Source organism: Enterococcus sp. DIV0008 (assembly GCF_050542615.1).
In the GTDB taxonomy this organism is placed as follows: domain Bacteria; phylum Bacillota; class Bacilli; order Lactobacillales; family Enterococcaceae; genus Enterococcus_D; species Enterococcus_D innesii.
Map to the genome: position 1 here is coordinate 844,577 of NZ_CP172937.1, position 18,570 is coordinate 863,146.

The following is an 18,570-nucleotide window of genomic DNA, read 5'->3' on the forward strand; positions in this document are numbered from 1 at the left end:
TTTATTCTGCTAGAATATTTTTCAAACGAGTGATGAAAGAGCAATAAGCAAAGCCAGAAACAAGTGTCTTACTTGTTTCTGGCTTTTTTTACATAGAAAAGCATTATCCTGAGGAATCTTTCTGCTTCATGCTACACTAAAAAAGAAACGGAGGGAAATCAAGATGTTGACAACAGATCGGTTCTTTCACGGCCACGACAAGCAGACCGCTTTTTTTGAAGGCTGGTACCATAAGCACCAAATTGGTGAAGAAGTCTATGCTTTTATTCCTGGTCTTTCGATTCAAGAAGACGGTACCAAAGAAGTGTTCATTCAAGTGATCAATCATGAGGGCGCGCATTACTTCTCCTTTCCAGAAACTGATTTTCAGGTTTCAGAAGAGGAGCGAAAAGTAACGATTGGTGACAATATCTTTAGTGAAGCAGGCATTCAAGTTTCTTTAAAAAATAACGATCTCCAAGTACAAGGAGCAGTAAAATACAACGACCACAAACCGATTCAGCGGACACGTTATGCGCCGAGTATCATGGGGCCTTTTTCGTATCTGTCATTTATGGAGTGCTACCACGGGGTCTTGAGCATGAGTCATACCTTAGAAGGTACGCTGTACTGGAACGAAGAACCAATCGATTTTACGAACGGGATCGGTTATTTGGAAAAAGATTGGGGAACCTCCTTTCCAGCAGCTTATATTTGGGTTCAGTGCAACAGCTTTGATGCGCCAGATGTTCGGTTCTTTTTCTCCGCAGCCGACATTCCCTTTGCTGGTTTTGCTTTTTTGGGAACGATTTGTGTTCTGCAAGTCGGCAGCCAAGAATATCGTTTTGCTACTTATCATGGTGCAAAGATTCATGATGTCAAACGCACGGAAGACCGTTTAGTGATCCATCTCAAACAAAAACAGTGGCTGCTGACGATCGAAGTGTTGACGAAAGAAGGCCATTCGTTGTTAGCACCTTCTATTGGACAAATGAATCGGATCATTCGCGAAAGCGCCAGTACGGAAATCACCTTAACCCTTTTAGAAAATGGGCAAGAGATCTTAAGGCAGACAGGGAAGTCGGCTGGTTTTGAAGAAGTAGCGAATTTGCGAGGATTTCACTATTAAAAAATGCAGAAAAATTCGTTTCTTTTGATATACTAGTAGATAGTTACTGCGAAAATGCGTATCTTTGGAGGGAAATGAATGGAAAAAATAACGAATGAGACACTGTTTGAACTGAAAACGATTGCGCAGCCTGCAGTGGGGCAAAATCAGGTTTTTTACTTGGAAACGGCAGTCAACCAAGAGACTAATACGTATGATTCAGCGATTTATAGTATTGACCCAAAGACCAACGAACGGCGTGAGTGGGGCACCGAAGCGACGACCCACAACAACCTAAAGGTCTCGCCAGATGAGCAATGGCTCAGTTTTGTGACGACCGATCCAAAAAAAGGTGAAAGTACGTTATGGACGATGCCAGTGTCCGGCGGCAAGCCCCAAGCACTTGTCACTGAAAAAGGTCTGGGCGACTATTTTTGGAAGCAAGACGCAACGGCGGTCTATTATAAGCTGGCACAAGAAGAGACAGTCTCAGAGGATCAAGCTGACAAAGAAAAGACGGACAAGCAAAAGGAATTTCCACAAGTAAAAGCTACTACGAAAGTCAATTACTTGGCGGATGGCGTCGGCTTTTTAAAAGAAAAAAAACATTCGATCATCAAAAAAACGATCACGACACAAGAAACGGAACTGATTTTTGAGCATGATTCTCCCTTTGTTTTTTCTGGCATCGCGGATGATCAGAAGACGTTGTTCCTCACCTTTGACAAAGAGGAAGAAGACGAGTGGGACTATGGATCGAAGGTTTGTCTCCTAAATAGTCAGACGAAAAAGACAGAAAGTTTAGAAAACATTCTGCCAGAAGGAACGTATGCTTTTGCTGCAGCGCGCAATGATCAGCTATTACTATTAGGCAATGATCTTTCCTATGGTTTTGTGACCTTGGATGATTTGTTTTTGGTCGACTTAAAAACAAAAGCGGTCAAAAATCTTTCCCAAGATCTTGACATCGCTTTTGGCAATGCGATCATCAGTGATTTTCAACAAAAAAATCGTGGCGTAGCGATCACTTGGTTGACAGATGACACATTCCTTGTACCCGTAACGGAGCATGGCAAGCTACAATTGTACCGCGCCTCGATCCATGGAGAATGGACCAAACTGCTTGATGAAAAAATGGATATCCTTGATGCGGCGATCTATTCGGAAGCCAAACTTGCTGTTGCTTATGCGACGCCAACGATCCCTAGTCGTTTAGGCTTGATTGACTTAACAAGTGGCGAAGTAAACGATCTATACGATCCCAACCAAGCAGTTATGTCACAGTTAGCGATCAGTAAACCCGAAGCATTTTGGTACGAAGGAGCAGATGGTTGGCAAATTCAAGGCTGGTATTTACCCCCGACCGAAACACAAGAAAGTCATCCAGCAATTTTGTACATCCATGGCGGTCCGCAAGTCTGCTACGGCGAAACATTTTTCCACGAGATGCAAGTCCATGCCGCTAACGGCTATGGGGTCATCTTGTTGAACCCTCGTGGCGGGCAAGGGTACGGGCAGACGTTTGTCAAATCGATTTTAGGTGATTATGGCAATAAAGATTATCAAGACCTATTGTTGGGGGTTGATGCCGTGGTGGCAAACCATCCAGAAATCGATACGAACACGATCCATGTAGCTGGCGGCAGCTATGGTGGCTTTATGACCAACTGGATCGTTGGTCATACCGATCGTTTTTGTGCGGCAGTTACGCAACGCTCGATCTCAAATTGGATCAGCTTTTATGGGACGAGCGACATTGGTCCTGCCTTTGTCAAATTCCAATTGTTGCGGGAACTTGATGCGATCGAAGGACTTTGGAAGATGTCGCCTTTGGCCTATGCTAGCCAAGTCAAGACACCTACGCTAGTCCTCCATGGGGAAAATGATTTGCGATGTCCGCAAGAACAAGGACAGCAGTTTTACATGGCGTTGCAGCGTCAAGGCGTCGATACGAAGCTGATGCTGTTTCCTCAATCCTCTCATGGTTTATCACGCAATGGCTTGCCGAACTTGCGGATAGAACGCTTGCAGGCGATCAGTGAATGGCTTGCATCACATGAGAACCAATCAGTAAATTAACCGAATGAAATCACCTGACAAAGAATCACGACTTGGGCTGCTTGAAAAGCCCGACCAGTGATTCCTTAAAGATCAGGTGGTTTTTTTGCGCGATCAAAAGCTACAGGTTCCTGTTACCTTGCCGCCAATAACAGCGACGATTGAAACCAAATTCATATGACGTTTTCTTCACTTGTTAAATAACAAAAAGAAGAAATAGTTTTGCTTGCTTCCTGTGTTTTAGTGTGATATGATACAAAACGTAATCGTTACACTTTAACCTTTTTTGGTGTGACGCAAGAGAAAGGAGCTGGTTATTATGAGAAACAATATTATTTTGGCATGTGTGGAGACAGGGGAAAGACTTTATTTGACCAATAAGAACCAGCGCAATACGCCGGAACGTTTAGAATTAAAAAAATATTCACCAAAGTTGCGGCGCAGAGCGATTTTTCGTGAAATCAAGAAATAGGAAGGAAAATAACTGAATGGCAAAAAAATCAAAAATTGCAAAATACAACAAACAAGTACAACTCATCGAACAATACCGAGCAGTACGTCAAGAACTAAAAGCACAAGGAGATACCCAAGCATTGGCCAAACTACCGAAGGATTCGAATCCGACTCGTTTGAAAAAACGGGATATGATCGATGGTCGTCCGCGCGGCTACATGAATAAATTCGGCATGTCACGGATCAATTTCCGTAAGCATGCACACCTCGGAGAAATTCCCGGCGTTACAAAAGCAAGCTGGTAACAGAAAGGAGTCAACATGGAAAAAACGGACTTGTCTAGTGCGTATCGACGTTTAAAGAGCCCGAACATCAAAACAAGGAAACGCGCATTAAAAATCATTCATGAATTTAAACGAAACAAACGAAAAAATGCATTGCAGCTGCGTGCATAATGAAAAAGTGAAAGAAAGTTGGAAATGACATGGCAGTACCTGCAAGAAAAACATCAAAAGCAAAAAAGAATAAGCGTCGGACCCACCATGGCGTCAAATCCCCAGCGATTTCGTTTGATGGGACAACAGGAACCTTCAAGCGCAGCCACCATGTATCTTTAGCAGAATACAAAGCACAGCACCCGATCGAAAAGAATTAACGCCGTCTTATGACGCCGTCCAGAAAGCAGGGGGAAAATGGAGATCATTTATCCGTCATTGATTGAAGAAGCCTACCATCACAGTAAAAAATTTCATCCTGAGATCACCAAAGAGGCCATCTATCGCCATTTTTACGAAGCAGGCTTGATCAAAGAAAACGGCGATCCGACGGAAAAAGCCTTGTCAGAAGGGGTCGTTAAAGATTATACTGAGGACTGGGATCTTACCTTTGAAGCGTTTTTAGCGATCTATCCGGTTTTTCGGTCCTTTGATCCAAAGCATTTCAAAAAAATCAATCATTTTTGGGAAATGGATTTGGCTTTGCAAGAAAAAATTCTTGACCAATGGGAACGAGAAACCTTCACAGAGGAAGAGATCATTGATCTGACTGCCTTTTTTGAAGAGCGATTACCTTCCGAAAATGAACAGTGAAAGGCGTACATGTGATGAAAAAGACGATCCAGCCATTTTTAAAACTATTAAAGCCCTATGATTATCTATTGTTTGTTCTATTAGTTGTTGGCTCTTTTTTACCGCTTTTTCTATTTGAAGCGCAAGCCCAAAGTGATACTGGGGATCGTTATGCGATCGTGCGAATCAATGGGGAAGAAGTTGACCGTTTCAACTTGGAAGAAATCGATGCGATGGAAAAAACGTATTATCCAGCAGAAGGTCAGTACAATATCGTCGAGATCAAAGATGGTGCGATCCGAGTGCGTGAAGACAATAGCCCGGACCAAATTGCTGTCAAAACCAGCTGGATCTATCGCAATGGACAGACGAGCATTTGCCTGCCTCATAAGCTAGTGATCGAGATCAAGCAAGCTGGTGCTTCTGACTATTTGATTTATTAATCGAACTTCGTGGTAGTTGGAAACTACACTATTTTGTGTTGGTGGGAAATCGTTGGATTTTCTACTGACACTTTTTTATTGAAAATAGAAAATAAGTGCGTCTAACTGGAGGCAATCTGTTGAACAAATCCTTTAAACCTAGAAAAACAGTTCAGCATTACGAAGTATTGGTTGTGTCTAAATCGCTTGTCCAATAAAGAGGAACGAAAACCCTAAAAATCCTTTTTTATGAAGGGCTATAAGTTGAAGATTTTTTTTATTTGCGATAGGCTATTAGTAAAGCATTCGGGAGATGAAAACACATGAAATTTAAATTGAATCTAAAAGAAAAAGTAACGGAAGTTGCAGAGCATGTCTATGATGTGGTGAAAAAGGAAGATTATGCGATTCGTGTGGCTCCAAAAGGAATCAAAGTAACGAAACAGCGCAAGACGAAAGACACGATCAAATGGCGTTCAAAGAATCACTAATTGAGGAATAAAAAAGAAACTGCATATTCGCAGCTTCTTTTTTTTATTCCTCAATCTCAATCCCCAAGACAGTCAGGTGGCCGTTTGCCACCAGTTTAATGACAAGTTTTGCTAGATGGTCGGGTGTCATCGTTGTTTCTGCCGTTAGCCACCAATGCAAGGTACCAACAAATATCGAGGTCATATAGTCAATGATGAAGTCTAAGGGCACTTCAATGTCTCCTTCGGTGATTCTTAACGTTGAAAAGATCTCTTGGTAACGTTCAGTCAAAATCAGGCCCAACTTTTTACGGATGATCTCAATGGCAGAGGCATCCATGATCGTCAAATAAAAGGAACGATTGTTTTGAATGTGTAAAAAAAGTTCGGTCATGGCCGCTTCGATTTTGCGGATTTTGATGCGATTACCTTGAACAAAATCTTCAAAATCAAGAATCGCGGTAAATGATTCGACAGCCAAGTCAAATATCTTTTCATACAAGTCTTGTTTGTCTTTGTAATGGGCATAAAAGGTTGCACGGTTGATCATGGCTTCATCGGCGATATTTTGGACAGTCACTTGCTCGAAGCCTTTTTCTTCCACTAAGCGGATAAAAGCTTCAATAATGTACTTATTGGTTCGTTTGACACGTAAATCCAATTTTTTCATATTGTGAATTTCCTTTCAAAATAAACAACAAAAAACGGGTAATTGTTGTTTATCCCACACCTTCCTTAGAATTGTTTGTTGAATTATCAATCAAAAGAATTACAATGAACATAAGTATTATAACAAACGGCTTGTTAGATAATCAACAAAGTGTTGTTTAGATGGAGGCAACAAATGAAAAAATATAAAGCGGGTATCGATGTCGGGTCGACAACAGTCAAGATGGTTCTGTTAGATGAAGGCAATCAAACGTGTTTTTCAAGATATGAACGGCACTATGCAGATATCCAGAAGGCAGCGGAAAAAATCATTAGAGAAGCGCAAGAAGTGATCGAAGATCAGCCGCTGGCGCTGGCGATTACCGGATCGGGTGGGATGGGTCTGGCGGAAGTTTTGCGGATCCCATTTGTCCAAGAGGTCATCGCTTGTACCAAAACAGTTGAGACAATGATTCCCGAAACCGATGTGGCTATCGAGTTAGGCGGCGAAGATGCGAAGATCACCTTTTTTGAAGGGGCATTGGAGCAGCGAATGAACGGCAGTTGTGCCGGTGGAACGGGTGCGTTTATTGATCAGATGGCGGTTTTATTGAAAACGGATGCCAATGGGGTCAATGAACTAGCCAAAGATTATCAAACCCTTTATCCGATTGCCTCACGCTGCGGGGTCTTTGCCAAAACCGATGTGCAGCCGCTGATCAATGAAGGAGCAGCAAAAGCAGACATTGCGGCGAGTATCTTTCAAGCGGTGGTCAATCAAACGATTGCTGGCTTGGCTGCTGGTCGTAAAATCAAAGGCAAGGTAGCCTTTCTAGGTGGACCGTTGACGTTTATGTCGGAATTGCGTCAACGATTTATCGATACGTTGAACCTGCAAGAAGCAGATATCATTTTTCCCGAGAACCCAGAACTGTTTGTGGCGATGGGGGCTGCACTATATGCAGAAGAAGAGCAACAGCTTTCCGTGCTATTAGCCCGCTTAGCCAACGGAGAAGATGGCAAACTCGCGCCAACTGATACATTAGCCCCATTGTTTAAAGACGAGGAGGAATTGACTGCTTTTCGTGCTCGCCATGCTCAAGCGGTGGCCACAGAAAAAGCGTTGTCTGAGCATACAGGCGCTACATATCTAGGCATCGATGCAGGATCAACCACAACGAAAGTGGTTTTGATCAATGATGCAGGGGAATTATTGTTTTCTTTTTATGGCAATAATGAAGGCGAACCGTTAGCGACAACGATGGCGGTTTTACAAGAGCTTTATTGTCAGATGCCTTCTGACGTTTACATCGCAAAGTCAACGATCACAGGTTACGGCGAGCATTTGATCAAACATGCACTGAAAGTCGATATCGGTGAAGTGGAAACGATGGCCCATTACAAAGCTGCCGAACATTTCCAGCCGGGGGTTGATTTTATCCTCGATATCGGTGGGCAAGACATGAAGGCGATGACGGTCAAAGATGGCGCGTTGTCTTCGATTCAATTGAATGAAGCCTGTTCCTCAGGATGCGGCTCCTTCATTGAGACTTTTGCCAAATCTATGAATCAGGATGTCAAAGAATTTGCGTTGGCAGCGACAAAAGCCCAAGCACCGGTTGACCTTGGTTCGCGTTGTACCGTCTTTATGAACTCAAAAGTGAAACAGGTCCAAAAAGAAGGGGCTTCTGTTGGCGACATTTCAGCCGGCTTGTCTTACTCGGTCATAAAAAATGCTATCTATAAAGTAATCAAGGTTCGGCGACCTGAAGACCTCGGCGAGAAAATCGTCTGTCAAGGAGGGACTTTCTATAACGAAGCGGTTCTGCGCGCTTTTGAATTGATCAGCGGCCGTGAAGTCGTTCGACCATCGATCGCCGGTTTGATGGGGGCATATGGTGCTGCTTTGATCGCTTTAGAAGAAGCAGCCCTTGACGATGTTAGTACGTTGTTGTCTCCTGCAGAAATGGCCGATTTCCAAGCAGAAAAAGAATTTACGAATTGCGGTCTATGCGAAAACAATTGCTTGTTGACGGTGACCCTCTTTTCTGACGGTCGAAAATTTATTACCGGAAATCGCTGCGAACGTGGTGCGCGAATCAAAATCAAGAAAGAAGACCGCAAAGTCAATCTTGTGGATGAAAAATATCGCCGCTTGTTTAAGTACCGTTCCTTGCGTAAAAAAGATGCCGTCCATGGTGAAATCGGCCTACCAAGAGTATTGAATCTTTATGAAAATTATCCGCTTTGGCATACCTTTTTCACCAAGTTAGGGTTTCGAGTAACCTTGTCGCCACGTTCCAACAAAGAACTATATGAGCAAGGGATTGAAACGATTCCTAGTGATACGGTTTGTTACCCAGCCAAACTAGCCCATGGACACATCCAAGCACTGATTGATCAAAACGTACCGTTGATATTTTATCCAGGGGTCATTTTTGAGCGATTAGAGAACACTGCCGCTGAGAATCATTTTAACTGTCCGATTGTGCAAAGCTATCCAGAAGTGATTCGTAACAACGTCGATGCGATTCGTGAAGGGGCGGTTGACTACCGCTGTCCGTTTTTGAATTTGGCGGATGAAGCCTCAATGGTCAAAACTTTAACGAGTACTTTTCAAGATTTTGGTTTTGTAGAAGAAGAAATTGCCCAAGCCCTACGCAGCGGTTTCGAGGAGCTGGACCAGTTCAAGGCAGATGTTGCGCAACGGGGAGAAGAAACGCTACGTATGCTGATGACGACCAATCAAAAAGGGATCGTTTTATCTGGAAGACCGTATCATTTGGACCCTGAAATCAACCATGGGATTGCAGAAGTCATTACCCAAGAAGGCTTCCATGTATTGACTGAGGACAGTATTGCTCATTTAGCAAATGTCGGCGATCTGAGGGTTGTGGATCAATGGGTCTATCATTCGCGATTGTATGCGGCAGCTCGAGTGGTCGCGAAAAACAAACAATTAGAACTGGTTCAATTAAACTCATTCGGTTGCGGGATCGACGCAGTCACTACTGATCAAGTCGAAGAGATTATGGCGCAGTATGGGAAGTTATATACGGTGTTGAAAATCGATGAGGGAGCGAACCTTGGGGCAATTCGGATTCGGTTGCGTTCCTTGAAAGCAGCAGTCAACGAACGGGACAAACAGCACTTTGTACCTAAAAAGCAATACGAGGAACCGGCAAAGATCATTTTTACCAAAGAGATGCGCAAGCAGCACACGCTCTTATTGCCGATGTTGAGTCCCATTCATCAAAGCGGGTTAGTCGATGTTGCTTTGCAAGCTTCTGGGTATCAAGTGGTCTGTCTACCTAGTGAAGATCGTGAGGCGGTTAATGTCGGTTTACGCTTTGTCAATAATGATGCGTGTTATCCGGCGATCATTTCCATTGGACAGCTAGTAGAAGCATTGCAAAGCGGAAAATATGATGTTGAAAATACCAGTGTTTTGATGACCCAGACGGGCGGCGGGTGTCGTGCAACGAACTATATTCCTTTGTTACGTAAAGCACTGAACGATGCAGGATTCCCACAAGTGCCGGTGGTATCTATTTCGATGGGCAACACCGGGGTTGAATCAAATCCGGGCTTTCGCTTTACCTTACCGATGATGAAGCGTTTGGCGGTGGCATTTTTATACGGAGATCTCTTTGAACGGGTCGTTTATCGCACCCGTCCGTATGAGCAAGAAGCAGGGGCTGTCGATCGGCTCCATCAAGAATGGCTGGAAAAAATTGCCAAAAACGTTCGTAATGGCTCCTTCAGTCTGTTTAATCGCAATATGAAAAAAATCATTCAAGCCTTTGATCAAGTGCCCCTAACAGATATCAAGAAGCCGCGTGTCGGAGTCGTGGGAGAGATTTTAGTGAAATATTCACCGACAGCTAATAACGATGTCGTTCGCCTGTTAGAAGCAGAAGGAGCGGAAGCGGTCGTACCGGATATTGTCGGCTTCATGAATTATTCCCTCTACAATCAGATTTGGCGCTACGAGCATTTGGGGATGGCGAAGAAAAGTAAAATGATCGCTGATTTTGCGATCATGGCGATTGAAAGGCTCCAAAAACCGATGGATAAAGCACTTAGGGCGTCAACGCGTTTTGATGGTATCCATTCGATCCATCAGCTTGCGGAGCAAGCGAGCGAGATTGTTTCCATCGGCAATCATACGGGAGAAGGCTGGTTCTTGACCGGTGAGATGATTGATCTGTTGGAAAATGATGTCAACAATATCATTTGTCTGCAACCATTTGGCTGCCTGCCTAACCATGTAGTAGGAAAAGGTGTTATGAAAGAATTACGTCGTCAATACCCACAGGCGAACATTGCAGCGATTGATTACGATCCAGGCGTCTCGATCGTCAATCAATTGAATCGTATCCGCTTGCTGATGGCCACTGCTAATAAAGCGTTGGCTGAATAAATTCCCAAGTCAGCGACCGAACCAATTTAAAAGCAAAGAAACTGCTCTTGTTTGGACAATTTGTGATAACTTCTTTTTCTGCCTATAAAATGGGGAAAGAATTCGCACAAATTGAGAAAAACAGAGCAGTTTTTGCTTTTTTTATTAGCTATTTAGGTATATACCAGTTATAATAGGAGGGGAACGGAGGAATGTGTAGTGGTGGAAAAATTACCTGTTTATATCCAGATTCATGATCAAATTAAAGCCAATATCGAAAACAATACATACAAAATCGGGGATCGTCTGCCTTCAGAACGGGAGTTGTCGAAACAATTCGGCGTGAGTCGCATGACGTTGCGACAAGCGATCCAAACCTTAGCAGATGAGGGGATTCTTGAGCGTAAAATCGGTTCCGGCACTTATGTGGCTCGCCAAAAAGTACAGGAAAAAATGACGGGCACGACGAGTTTTACCGAAATTATGAATTCTCTTGGTCGTAAGCCTTCTAGCAAAGCGGTCGCTTATTTCTTAACTGCACCTAGCTCCAGTGAAATGGAAAAGCTGCAATTAGAAGGTCACGAAACGATTTTACGGATGGAGCGGATTCGGTATGCGGATGATGTGCCGATCTGTTTTGAAGTCGCGAGTATCCCTGAAAAGTTTATTCATGACTTTAGCAAGGAGGAGATCATCTCTTCCCTCTATAAAGTGTTGGAAGAAAAAGGACAGCGGAAAATTGGCGGCGCTTCGCAAACGATCTCAGCCATGGTCGCTTCCGAGCAAATTGCGGATTACTTACAAATCAAACGCGGCGATGCGATTTTACGTATGCGGCAAATCACTTCATTTGAAGATGGTCAACCATTTGAATACGTGCGTACCCAATATGTTGGTAATCGTTTTGAATTTTATATGGAAAAATAACCTGTCTCTTCCAATTGGCAACTAAAAGACCAAAAAAGCCGAAAGGACCTTACGAGCGTATCTGCTGTTGCTTAGCGTCGCTGGGTGTATGACCGTTTCGGCTTTTCAAATATTTGGGCTTCCTGCATTGGTTGTAGCAAACTTGGCAGCGTCCTCCTTGAGGAAAAGAGCACACACTGGAAGGTCTTTAGTAAGCTGGCTTACTCTGTTGACTGCTCGATCAAGCGTTCTACATATTCGGTAGTCCCTCTGGTCAATTGCACTTGACCTTGTAGCAAATCGATCAGAGCGGCTTCTTGGTCGGCAAGTCCTGCTTCAGGAATCATTAAGGTGACAACGATTTTCTCCGTATAAGCAATATCTTTTATATAGATATTCTGCAGTTCTAAGTAGTTTTGGAGCTTGCCTAAAAGGGGATACTCGATGGTCAAGGCAAGTTCTTGATGCAAAATACCCTCGACGATTCCTACCTCTTTGATTCCAGCAGAGGCCGAACTTGAATAAGCGCGAATCAATCCACCAGCACCCAGTTTCGTTCCACCGAAGTAGCGGGTAACAACGGCGATCACGTTGATCAGTTCGTTTTTCTTTAACACTTCTAAAATCGGTACCCCAGCGGTGCCGCTAGGTTCACCATCATCACTGCTGCGTTGGATCTCATGGTTTTCACCCAATACATAGGCGCTGCAATGATGATTTGCCTTCCAATGCTCTTTCTTGAGGGCTTGAATAAACGCTTTGGCTTCGTCTTCTGATTGAATTCTTTTTAATGAACAGAGGAAACGCGATTTTTTGATTTCTATTTCTGTTTCTCCGTCTTGTCGAATCGTTCGATAAGTCACGCGTACGATCGCCTCCTTTATGTTTCTAGTATAGGCAATCGGAAGGAAAGTTACAAATAGAAGAAAGAAACAGGTACGAACATAGACCCTAAAAAGAGGAGGCATTTGCTTTGGGTAGACGCAAAAAGTACGATACGATCACTCACTATTTAAAGAACAACGGCGGTTCGCAAATCACCTTAACGTTTACGCAGTTTGATGAATTTCTTTTCCCCGCATCCGGTTTGCCCAAAAGTGCCCGCACCAGTAGCGATTGGTGGGCGAATGATTACCGCCATCCAGAAAATGGGGCGTATGCGTGGCTGAATGCCGGCTACGAGGTAGTCCTCGTCAATTTAAAAAAAGAGTATGTCGTTTTTAATCGTTTAGTAAAATCAAACTGGTTGCTGGATAGAAAGCGTTGACAAATTTCAAACTTGTTCTATACTAGAGATAGGAAATGTTATCTTATTCTTAAAATTCAAGGAGTGTTCGATATGGCGAAAAAAACAATTATGTTAGTTTGTTCTGCAGGAATGAGTACAAGCTTATTAGTAACAAAAATGCAAAAAGCAGCTGAAGCAAAAGGATTAGAAGCAGATATTTTTGCAGTTTCCGCATCAGAAGCAGATCAACATTTAGAAAGCAAAGACGTAAATGTTTTATTATTAGGACCACAAGTTCGTTTCATGAAAGGCGATTTTGAGAAACGTCTAGCGCCAAAAGGAATTCCATTAGAAGTAATCAACATGGCAGATTACGGCATGATGAACGGCGAAAAAGTCTTAGATCAAGCCTTGACATTGATCGGCGAATAATCAAGACCTACTGTTAAATGAACGATAGATTCTGTAACCGGTTCAAGTACTTTTTGAAAAGTACTTGAACCGGTTTTTTTGCGTACTTAAAACTGAGGTGTATTTTATGAATCGTCAAAAAGGAAAACAATATTTTGTCTTAGCTGAAATAGCAGTTGCAGATAAATCCATCGATTCTCGTCCGGCAATGGTAGAGCACGGGAAAAAGATTATTTGTCAGCGTTGCGGTCGCGCTCATTCTAAACAGTCGGTTCTATTACCGATAGGTTGCTATTACTGTCCAACTTGTATTCGTTATGGTCGGATCACATCAGATGGCCAACTTGTAATTCAACAAACGGATCTTCCAGCCTTTGATCACAAGATCGTTTGGCCAGGAGTGTTGACTTCATTTCAGCAAAAAATTTCTCAGCAACTAGTAGCAAATTGTCGACAAAAGAAATCGTCTCTTGTTTGGTCAGTCACGGGTTCAGGGAAGACCGAGATGATCTTTGAAACGATCCGCCACGTACGGCAAGAAGGTGGTCGTGTGGCGATCGTCTCGCCACGGATCGATGTCTGCCGTGAACTGTTCCCCCGGATTCAACAAGCGTTCCCACAAGAGGAAAGCCTGCTCCTTTATGGGAAATCAGAAGAACCTTATCGTTATACAACGATCCTTATTGCCACCACTCATCAGCTACTGCATTTTTATCGCAGCTTTCAACTGATCGTGGTGGATGAGGTAGATGCATTTCCCTACGAGGGCGATGCGCAGCTGCGTTACGGATTATACAATGCCTTGGCAGAAAACGGGTGTCTGATCTATTTAAGTGCGACGCCTTCAGAACGGCTGCTGCAAGAAATTCGTGGAAAATTCGCTGTGTTGAAAATGCCGTTGCGGTTTCATCAGCGTCCGCTGATCGTTCCCAAACCTATTCATTATAGCCGCTGGGCGCAGGCTTATCGCAAAAAACGTTGGCTGCGACCATTGCTACAGCACTTGCAGCGGTTGGTTAAAAAAAACTTTGTCTTGGTATTTTGTCCAAGTATTCAGCTGATGAAGGAAATGGAAGGGGCTGTCCGCAGGCAAGAAGCATCATGGCTCATCACTAGTGTTTCTTCACAAGATGAAAAACGGAGGGAAAAAGTCCAATCGGCACGCAGCCAAGTGTACAAGGTGTTGTTTACAACGATGATTTTAGAACGAGGCGTAACGTTTGAAAATGTCTCAGTGGTGGTACTAGGAGCCAATCACCCGGTCTTTACAAAATCGGCGTTAGTACAAATCGCTGGCCGTGTCGATCGCAAAGGTGCGTTTACAGAAGGGGAAGTCATTTTTTTATACGACCAAATGACAGAAGCGATCCGTCAAGCAATTAAAGAAATCAATGAGATGAACCAATTAGCAAGGAGCTGGTTGACCGATGGAGTGTAGTTGGTGCCAAATATTTTTTCCAAGAGAGGTAACGATCATTGAGCTGTTGGCTCCTTGGCGCATCCCCGAAAAAGAATTATGTCCACAATGCGCTCAGCGATTTACCGTGATCGATTGGCAAAGCTGCTGCCCAACATGTGGCAAAAAGGATACCATTTCCTGCAGTGACTGTCTCTTTTGGGCGAAAACCTGTCCCATGATCCATTTGCAGCATCGGGCACTGTTCGCTTACGATCAAGGGATGAAGGCGTGGATTCACGAATACAAATTAATGGGAAACTATCAGTTGCGGGAGACCTTTGCTGCGGCCATCAGACAAAAGATCAACAACTTTGAATACGATTGTTTGATACCCATCCCGCTATCGGCAGAACGTTACCAGCAGCGAGGGTTTAATCAAGTGACCGCTGTGCTGGACGCAGCCGGAGTCAAGTCGCAAGAATGGCTGGATAAAGTGGTTGATACCGCACCACAAGCTCAACGTTCTCGCAAGCAACGATTAGAGGAGGCCCAACCTTTTGCGGTGAAACCGGATGTAGCATGTGAAATCAAAGGGAAAAAATTATTGTTGATCGATGATGTTTACACTACCGGTAGAACGTTATATCACGCAGCTGAAGCATTGCAGACCTTTGCCCCCCAGTCGATTCGATCCTTTTCATTTGCCCGTTGAATCGTTATTTTGAAAACGCTTAAAGAAAATTGTTCGATTTACTAGGCAAATGACCAAGAGTTCGATATAATAGAGTTAAGAAGAAGAAAAGAGTGGTCCTTTTCCTTCTTTACTGGTAGACGAAAGGGGTAATTTTTATGTTTAGATATAATGTGCGCGGCGAAAATATCGAGGTAACAGAAGCGATCCGTGATTACGTCGAGAAAAAAGTAGGTAAATTAGAACGTTATTTTAATGATGTGCCGGAAGCAACAGCACATGTTAATTTGAAAGTATATACTGAAAAAACAGCAAAAGTAGAAGTAACGATTCCTTTACCATTCTTAGTTCTGCGTGCGGAAGAAACCTCACCTGATCTATATGCTAGTATCGATTTGGTTGTTGACAAATTGGAACGCCAAATCCGCAAATTTAAAACAAAAATCAACCGCAAATCTCGTGAGACAGCGTTGGTTCCGCCAACAGATGGTGATTTGTTCACAACTGAAGCAAATGATGAAGAAAACAATGGTTCTGAATTAGACATCGTACGTACAAAACGTTTGTCTTTAAAACCAATGGACAGTGAAGAAGCTGTTTTACAAATGAACATGCTTGGACACAACTTCTTTATCTTTGAAGATGCGGAAACGAATGGAACGAGCATTGTGTATCGTCGAAAAGATGGCAAATACGGGTTGATCGAAACAGATTAACAAGTGTTGAGTCTTTTTCTCGACACCCCAAAAAGTCTTTTTTGACAGAGTAGCTGAGAAGCTACTCTGTTTTTTTATATTGTCTATAAAGGGAGAAATTCTTTTTATATCTAAATCCTTTCAAGTTATCTTTTAAGTTAATGTGTTATACTATAGATGAAATAATACAAGGAGAGTGAATCATGACTACGCTAGCAGATGTTGCTAAAAAAGCAAATGTTTCCGCAATGACCGTTTCTCGAGTGATCAATCATCCGGACAAAGTAACTGAAGAGTTAAAGCAATTAGTTCATCAAGCGATGCTTGAATTGGATTATCAGCCGAACATTGCTGCCAAATCATTAGTTTCCAAGCGTTCCCATATCATCAAAGTGTATATCTTAGAGGAGATGGATACGACAGAACCTTACTATATGAACTTATTGGTTGGGATCGCTCGTTCTATCGGTAAAGCACACTATTCTTTGCAGCTGGTTACGACTGACGGGGTGGATCGTGGCCCAGCAGATGGCAGTATCATTACGGGCTTTCGGCAGGCTGACATGGACTGGATAAGAAATTTAAGGAAGCCTGTGGTGTTGTTTGGTGAAAATGAAGCTGGGTTCAGTTTTGTCGACAGTGACAACTACCAGGGAATCGTTTTTGCATGCAAACATGCTATCGAGGCCGGCTATCAACAATTGGTCTATATTGGTTTAGAGTTGGAAGAAGCGTTTACGAAAAGCCGAGAAAAAGGATACATAGATACAGTCACAAAAGTGGGACAAGCACCAAAAATCTATCGTTTCGACAATCGCTCTTCCGCCGCCCGCAAGTTTATCCAAACGCAGAATGAGCATTTAGTGAAAAACACTTGTTTTATCTGTGCTACGGATCGTTTAGCCTTAGGCATTAATCAAGGCTTGCAGTCGATCGGAGTGGAGGTGCCAGCTGATTTTGGGATCATCGGCTATGATGGCGTATTCCTTGATCAGGTAAGTTCGCCAAAATTGACAACGATGAAGCAAGCCATCGTGGAAATGGGGGAAGCTTGCGGCGAATTATTGATCCAAAAAATCGAACATAATGATACAAGCCAGCGACAACAGCGCTTTTTACCTCAACTGGTGGTTCGTGAATCCACAAGGTGAGAATTAAGCAAATGGTTGCGCAATTTCTTTTTGATTCCTAGATATCTTAATTTAAAGGCTTTTTCTATTTTTGTTATCGCTAACATTTAGAAAAGGTTTGCCATTTTAAGAAACCGGTTGCATAATGGAGTTACAAATTGCAGGAGGTAAAGAGGATGAAAGTGAATTGGAAAAAGGCAGCTTTAGGATTAGTTTCAGGAAGCGCATTGTTAGCGCTTGCGGCATGTGGTGGCAACAGCGGTAGTACCGATGGTAGCAATGCAGATGCAGGTTCAGGTAGCGATGAAAAAACGATCACGGTCTCTGTAGGCGCAGACTATATTGATTATATCAATGAAGTGAAATCTGACTTTGAATCTGAAAATGATGTGACCATCAACGTTGTAGAAATGGACATGTTCGATCAAATGGATGCGCTTCAATTAGACGGACCTGCTGGCAAAGGACCCGACGTTACGATGTCTCCTTATGACCGCGTGGGTCAAGTAGGATCGCAAGGGCATTTGGCAGAGATGACTTTGCCAGATGATGGCCGTTACAGCGATACAGACAAGCAACAAGTGACGATCGATGATAAAATCTATGGCGCACCAGCAATGATTGAAGCGGTTGTCATGTTTTATAACAAAGATTTGATCGATGAAGCGCCAGCAACATTTTCTGATTTAGAAGAACTAGCAAAAGATGATCGTTTTGCAGAAGGCGATGACAATGTTGGCTTCTTAGCTCGCTGGACAGACTTTTATTATACGTATGGTCTATTAGCTGGTTATGGTGGTTATGTCTTTGGGGATGAAGGAACAGATCCATCTGATTTAGGGATCAACAATGAAGGTTCTGTTGAAGCGATCACCTATGCAACAGATTGGTTCCAAAATGTTTGGCCGCAAGGAATGCTGGACGTATCAGCCAACGAAAACTTGATGTTGGATTACTTCAACCAAGGCAAAACAGCAGCTATCATCTACGGCCCATGGGGCGTGAACGGCTTTGAAGAAGCAGGGATCAACTATGGCGTAGCGAAAATCCCAACATTGAGCAATGGCAATGATTATGAAACATTTGGCGGAGGAAAAGCGTGGGTTGTTTCCAACTACTCACAAAACAAAGACGTTTCTCAACAATTTGTCGAGTATTTGACCAACGAAGCCAATCAAGAGAAATTGTATGAAATGCGTCATGATATTCCAGCAAACATTATGGCTCAAGAAACAGTCGCTGCTTCTGATGATCCAGTAGCAAAAGCAGTAATCGAGCAATACAGTGTTTCACAACCAATGCCAAATATCCCTGAAATGTCTGAGGTTTGGGTAGGGGCTGAAAACATGCTATTTGATGCAGGTTCAGGTAATATGACTCCTCAAGAAGCAGCGGATAATGCTGCCAAAACAATCGAAGAAGCGATTGAGCAGAAATATTAATAAATAGCCGATTACGGTCTGTCATTCATGTCGACGATTCTATAGAGGATGTTTGTCAAAA

General features: G+C 43.1%; 20 protein-coding genes. 18 read left to right on the forward strand and 2 right to left on the reverse strand.

The window, feature by feature from the left end; genetic code table 11:
* Positions 1 to 163 precede the first annotated feature (163 nt).
* The 9 genes from IGI84_RS03920 to IGI84_RS03960 all read left to right on the forward strand — a co-directional run bounded on the left by IGI84_RS03920 (position 164) and on the right by IGI84_RS03960 (position 5,578).
* Positions 164 to 1,108 carry a tocopherol cyclase family protein gene (locus IGI84_RS03920; RefSeq protein ID WP_430600794.1) on the forward strand — a complete coding sequence of 315 codons (945 nt, stop codon included), beginning with the start codon at positions 164 to 166 and terminating at the stop codon, positions 1,106 to 1,108.
* 78 nt (positions 1,109 to 1,186) lie between these two features.
* Positions 1,187 to 3,166: a prolyl oligopeptidase family serine peptidase gene (locus IGI84_RS03925; RefSeq protein WP_430600795.1), complete on the forward strand. Its 1,980-nt coding sequence runs from the start codon at positions 1,187 to 1,189 to the stop codon at positions 3,164 to 3,166.
* A 298-nt stretch (positions 3,167 to 3,464) separates the two neighbouring features.
* On the forward strand, positions 3,465 to 3,617 hold the full coding sequence (gene rpmG, locus IGI84_RS03930; protein ID WP_005225339.1) for a 50S ribosomal protein L33: 153 nt from the start codon (positions 3,465 to 3,467) through the stop codon (positions 3,615 to 3,617).
* Between the two features lie 16 nt (positions 3,618 to 3,633).
* Complete coding sequence (gene rpsN / locus IGI84_RS03935) at positions 3,634 to 3,903, forward strand: 30S ribosomal protein S14 (protein WP_005225340.1); 270 nt, start codon at positions 3,634 to 3,636, stop codon at positions 3,901 to 3,903.
* Between the two features lie 15 nt (positions 3,904 to 3,918).
* Entirely contained in the window at positions 3,919 to 4,053 is a 135-nt protein-coding gene (locus IGI84_RS03940; protein WP_005237325.1) for a putative metal homeostasis protein, read from the forward strand.
* A 29-nt stretch (positions 4,054 to 4,082) separates the two neighbouring features.
* A complete protein-coding gene (rpmF, locus tag IGI84_RS03945; protein ID WP_005237324.1) occupies positions 4,083 to 4,253 on the forward strand; it encodes a 50S ribosomal protein L32 in 171 nt (56 codons plus the stop codon).
* A 37-nt stretch (positions 4,254 to 4,290) separates the two neighbouring features.
* Complete coding sequence (locus IGI84_RS03950; RefSeq protein ID WP_430600796.1) at positions 4,291 to 4,686, forward strand: hypothetical protein; 396 nt, start codon at positions 4,291 to 4,293, stop codon at positions 4,684 to 4,686.
* A 14-nt stretch (positions 4,687 to 4,700) separates the two neighbouring features.
* Positions 4,701 to 5,108, forward strand: a complete 408-nt coding sequence (locus tag IGI84_RS03955; protein WP_005237322.1) for a NusG domain II-containing protein — start codon at positions 4,701 to 4,703, stop codon at positions 5,106 to 5,108.
* A 302-nt stretch (positions 5,109 to 5,410) separates the two neighbouring features.
* Positions 5,411 to 5,578, forward strand: a complete 168-nt coding sequence (locus IGI84_RS03960) for a hypothetical protein (RefSeq protein ID WP_005237320.1) — start codon at positions 5,411 to 5,413, stop codon at positions 5,576 to 5,578.
* A gap of 43 nt (positions 5,579 to 5,621) precedes the next feature.
* On the opposite strand, the gene IGI84_RS03965 is transcribed toward IGI84_RS03960, so the two are convergent.
* Complete coding sequence (locus tag IGI84_RS03965) at positions 5,622 to 6,227, reverse strand: TetR/AcrR family transcriptional regulator (RefSeq protein ID WP_005237309.1); 606 nt, start codon at positions 6,225 to 6,227, stop codon at positions 5,622 to 5,624.
* A gap of 174 nt (positions 6,228 to 6,401) precedes the next feature.
* On the opposite strand from IGI84_RS03965, the gene IGI84_RS03970 reads away from it, so the two are divergent.
* Positions 6,402 to 10,628, forward strand: coding sequence for an acyl-CoA dehydratase activase-related protein (locus IGI84_RS03970; protein ID WP_430600798.1), 4,227 nt, complete (start codon positions 6,402 to 6,404; stop codon positions 10,626 to 10,628).
* A 198-nt stretch (positions 10,629 to 10,826) separates the two neighbouring features.
* Positions 10,827 to 11,534, forward strand: a complete 708-nt coding sequence (locus IGI84_RS03975; RefSeq protein ID WP_005228765.1) for a GntR family transcriptional regulator — start codon at positions 10,827 to 10,829, stop codon at positions 11,532 to 11,534.
* Positions 11,535 to 11,734: 200 nt separating this feature from the next.
* On the opposite strand, the gene IGI84_RS03980 is transcribed toward IGI84_RS03975, so the two are convergent.
* On the reverse strand, positions 11,735 to 12,376 hold the full coding sequence (locus IGI84_RS03980) for a YigZ family protein (protein ID WP_430600799.1): 642 nt from the start codon (positions 12,374 to 12,376) through the stop codon (positions 11,735 to 11,737).
* A 110-nt stretch (positions 12,377 to 12,486) separates the two neighbouring features.
* Here IGI84_RS03980 and IGI84_RS03985 point away from each other — a divergent pair, with 110 nt between their 5' ends.
* The 7 genes from IGI84_RS03985 to IGI84_RS04015 all read left to right on the forward strand — a co-directional run bounded on the left by IGI84_RS03985 (position 12,487) and on the right by IGI84_RS04015 (position 18,509).
* Complete coding sequence (locus IGI84_RS03985) at positions 12,487 to 12,780, forward strand: DUF7662 domain-containing protein (protein ID WP_005237305.1); 294 nt, start codon at positions 12,487 to 12,489, stop codon at positions 12,778 to 12,780.
* Between the two features lie 72 nt (positions 12,781 to 12,852).
* Entirely contained in the window at positions 12,853 to 13,173 is a 321-nt protein-coding gene (locus IGI84_RS03990) for a PTS sugar transporter subunit IIB (RefSeq protein WP_005228768.1), read from the forward strand.
* 106 nt (positions 13,174 to 13,279) lie between these two features.
* On the forward strand, positions 13,280 to 14,590 hold the full coding sequence (locus IGI84_RS03995) for a DEAD/DEAH box helicase (protein WP_430600800.1): 1,311 nt from the start codon (positions 13,280 to 13,282) through the stop codon (positions 14,588 to 14,590).
* Positions 14,580 to 15,263 (forward strand): ComF family protein, encoded by a 684-nt coding sequence (locus tag IGI84_RS04000; protein ID WP_077453544.1) that lies wholly within the window; start codon positions 14,580 to 14,582, stop codon positions 15,261 to 15,263. Before IGI84_RS03995 ends, IGI84_RS04000 begins: the two co-directional genes overlap by 11 nt.
* A gap of 137 nt (positions 15,264 to 15,400) precedes the next feature.
* Complete coding sequence (gene hpf, locus IGI84_RS04005) at positions 15,401 to 15,958, forward strand: ribosome hibernation-promoting factor, HPF/YfiA family (RefSeq protein WP_005237301.1); 558 nt, start codon at positions 15,401 to 15,403, stop codon at positions 15,956 to 15,958.
* A gap of 182 nt (positions 15,959 to 16,140) precedes the next feature.
* On the forward strand, positions 16,141 to 17,088 hold the full coding sequence (locus IGI84_RS04010) for a LacI family DNA-binding transcriptional regulator (RefSeq protein WP_430600801.1): 948 nt from the start codon (positions 16,141 to 16,143) through the stop codon (positions 17,086 to 17,088).
* A gap of 155 nt (positions 17,089 to 17,243) precedes the next feature.
* Positions 17,244 to 18,509, forward strand: coding sequence for an extracellular solute-binding protein (locus IGI84_RS04015; RefSeq protein WP_077453542.1), 1,266 nt, complete (start codon positions 17,244 to 17,246; stop codon positions 18,507 to 18,509).
* Positions 18,510 to 18,570 lie beyond the last annotated feature (61 nt).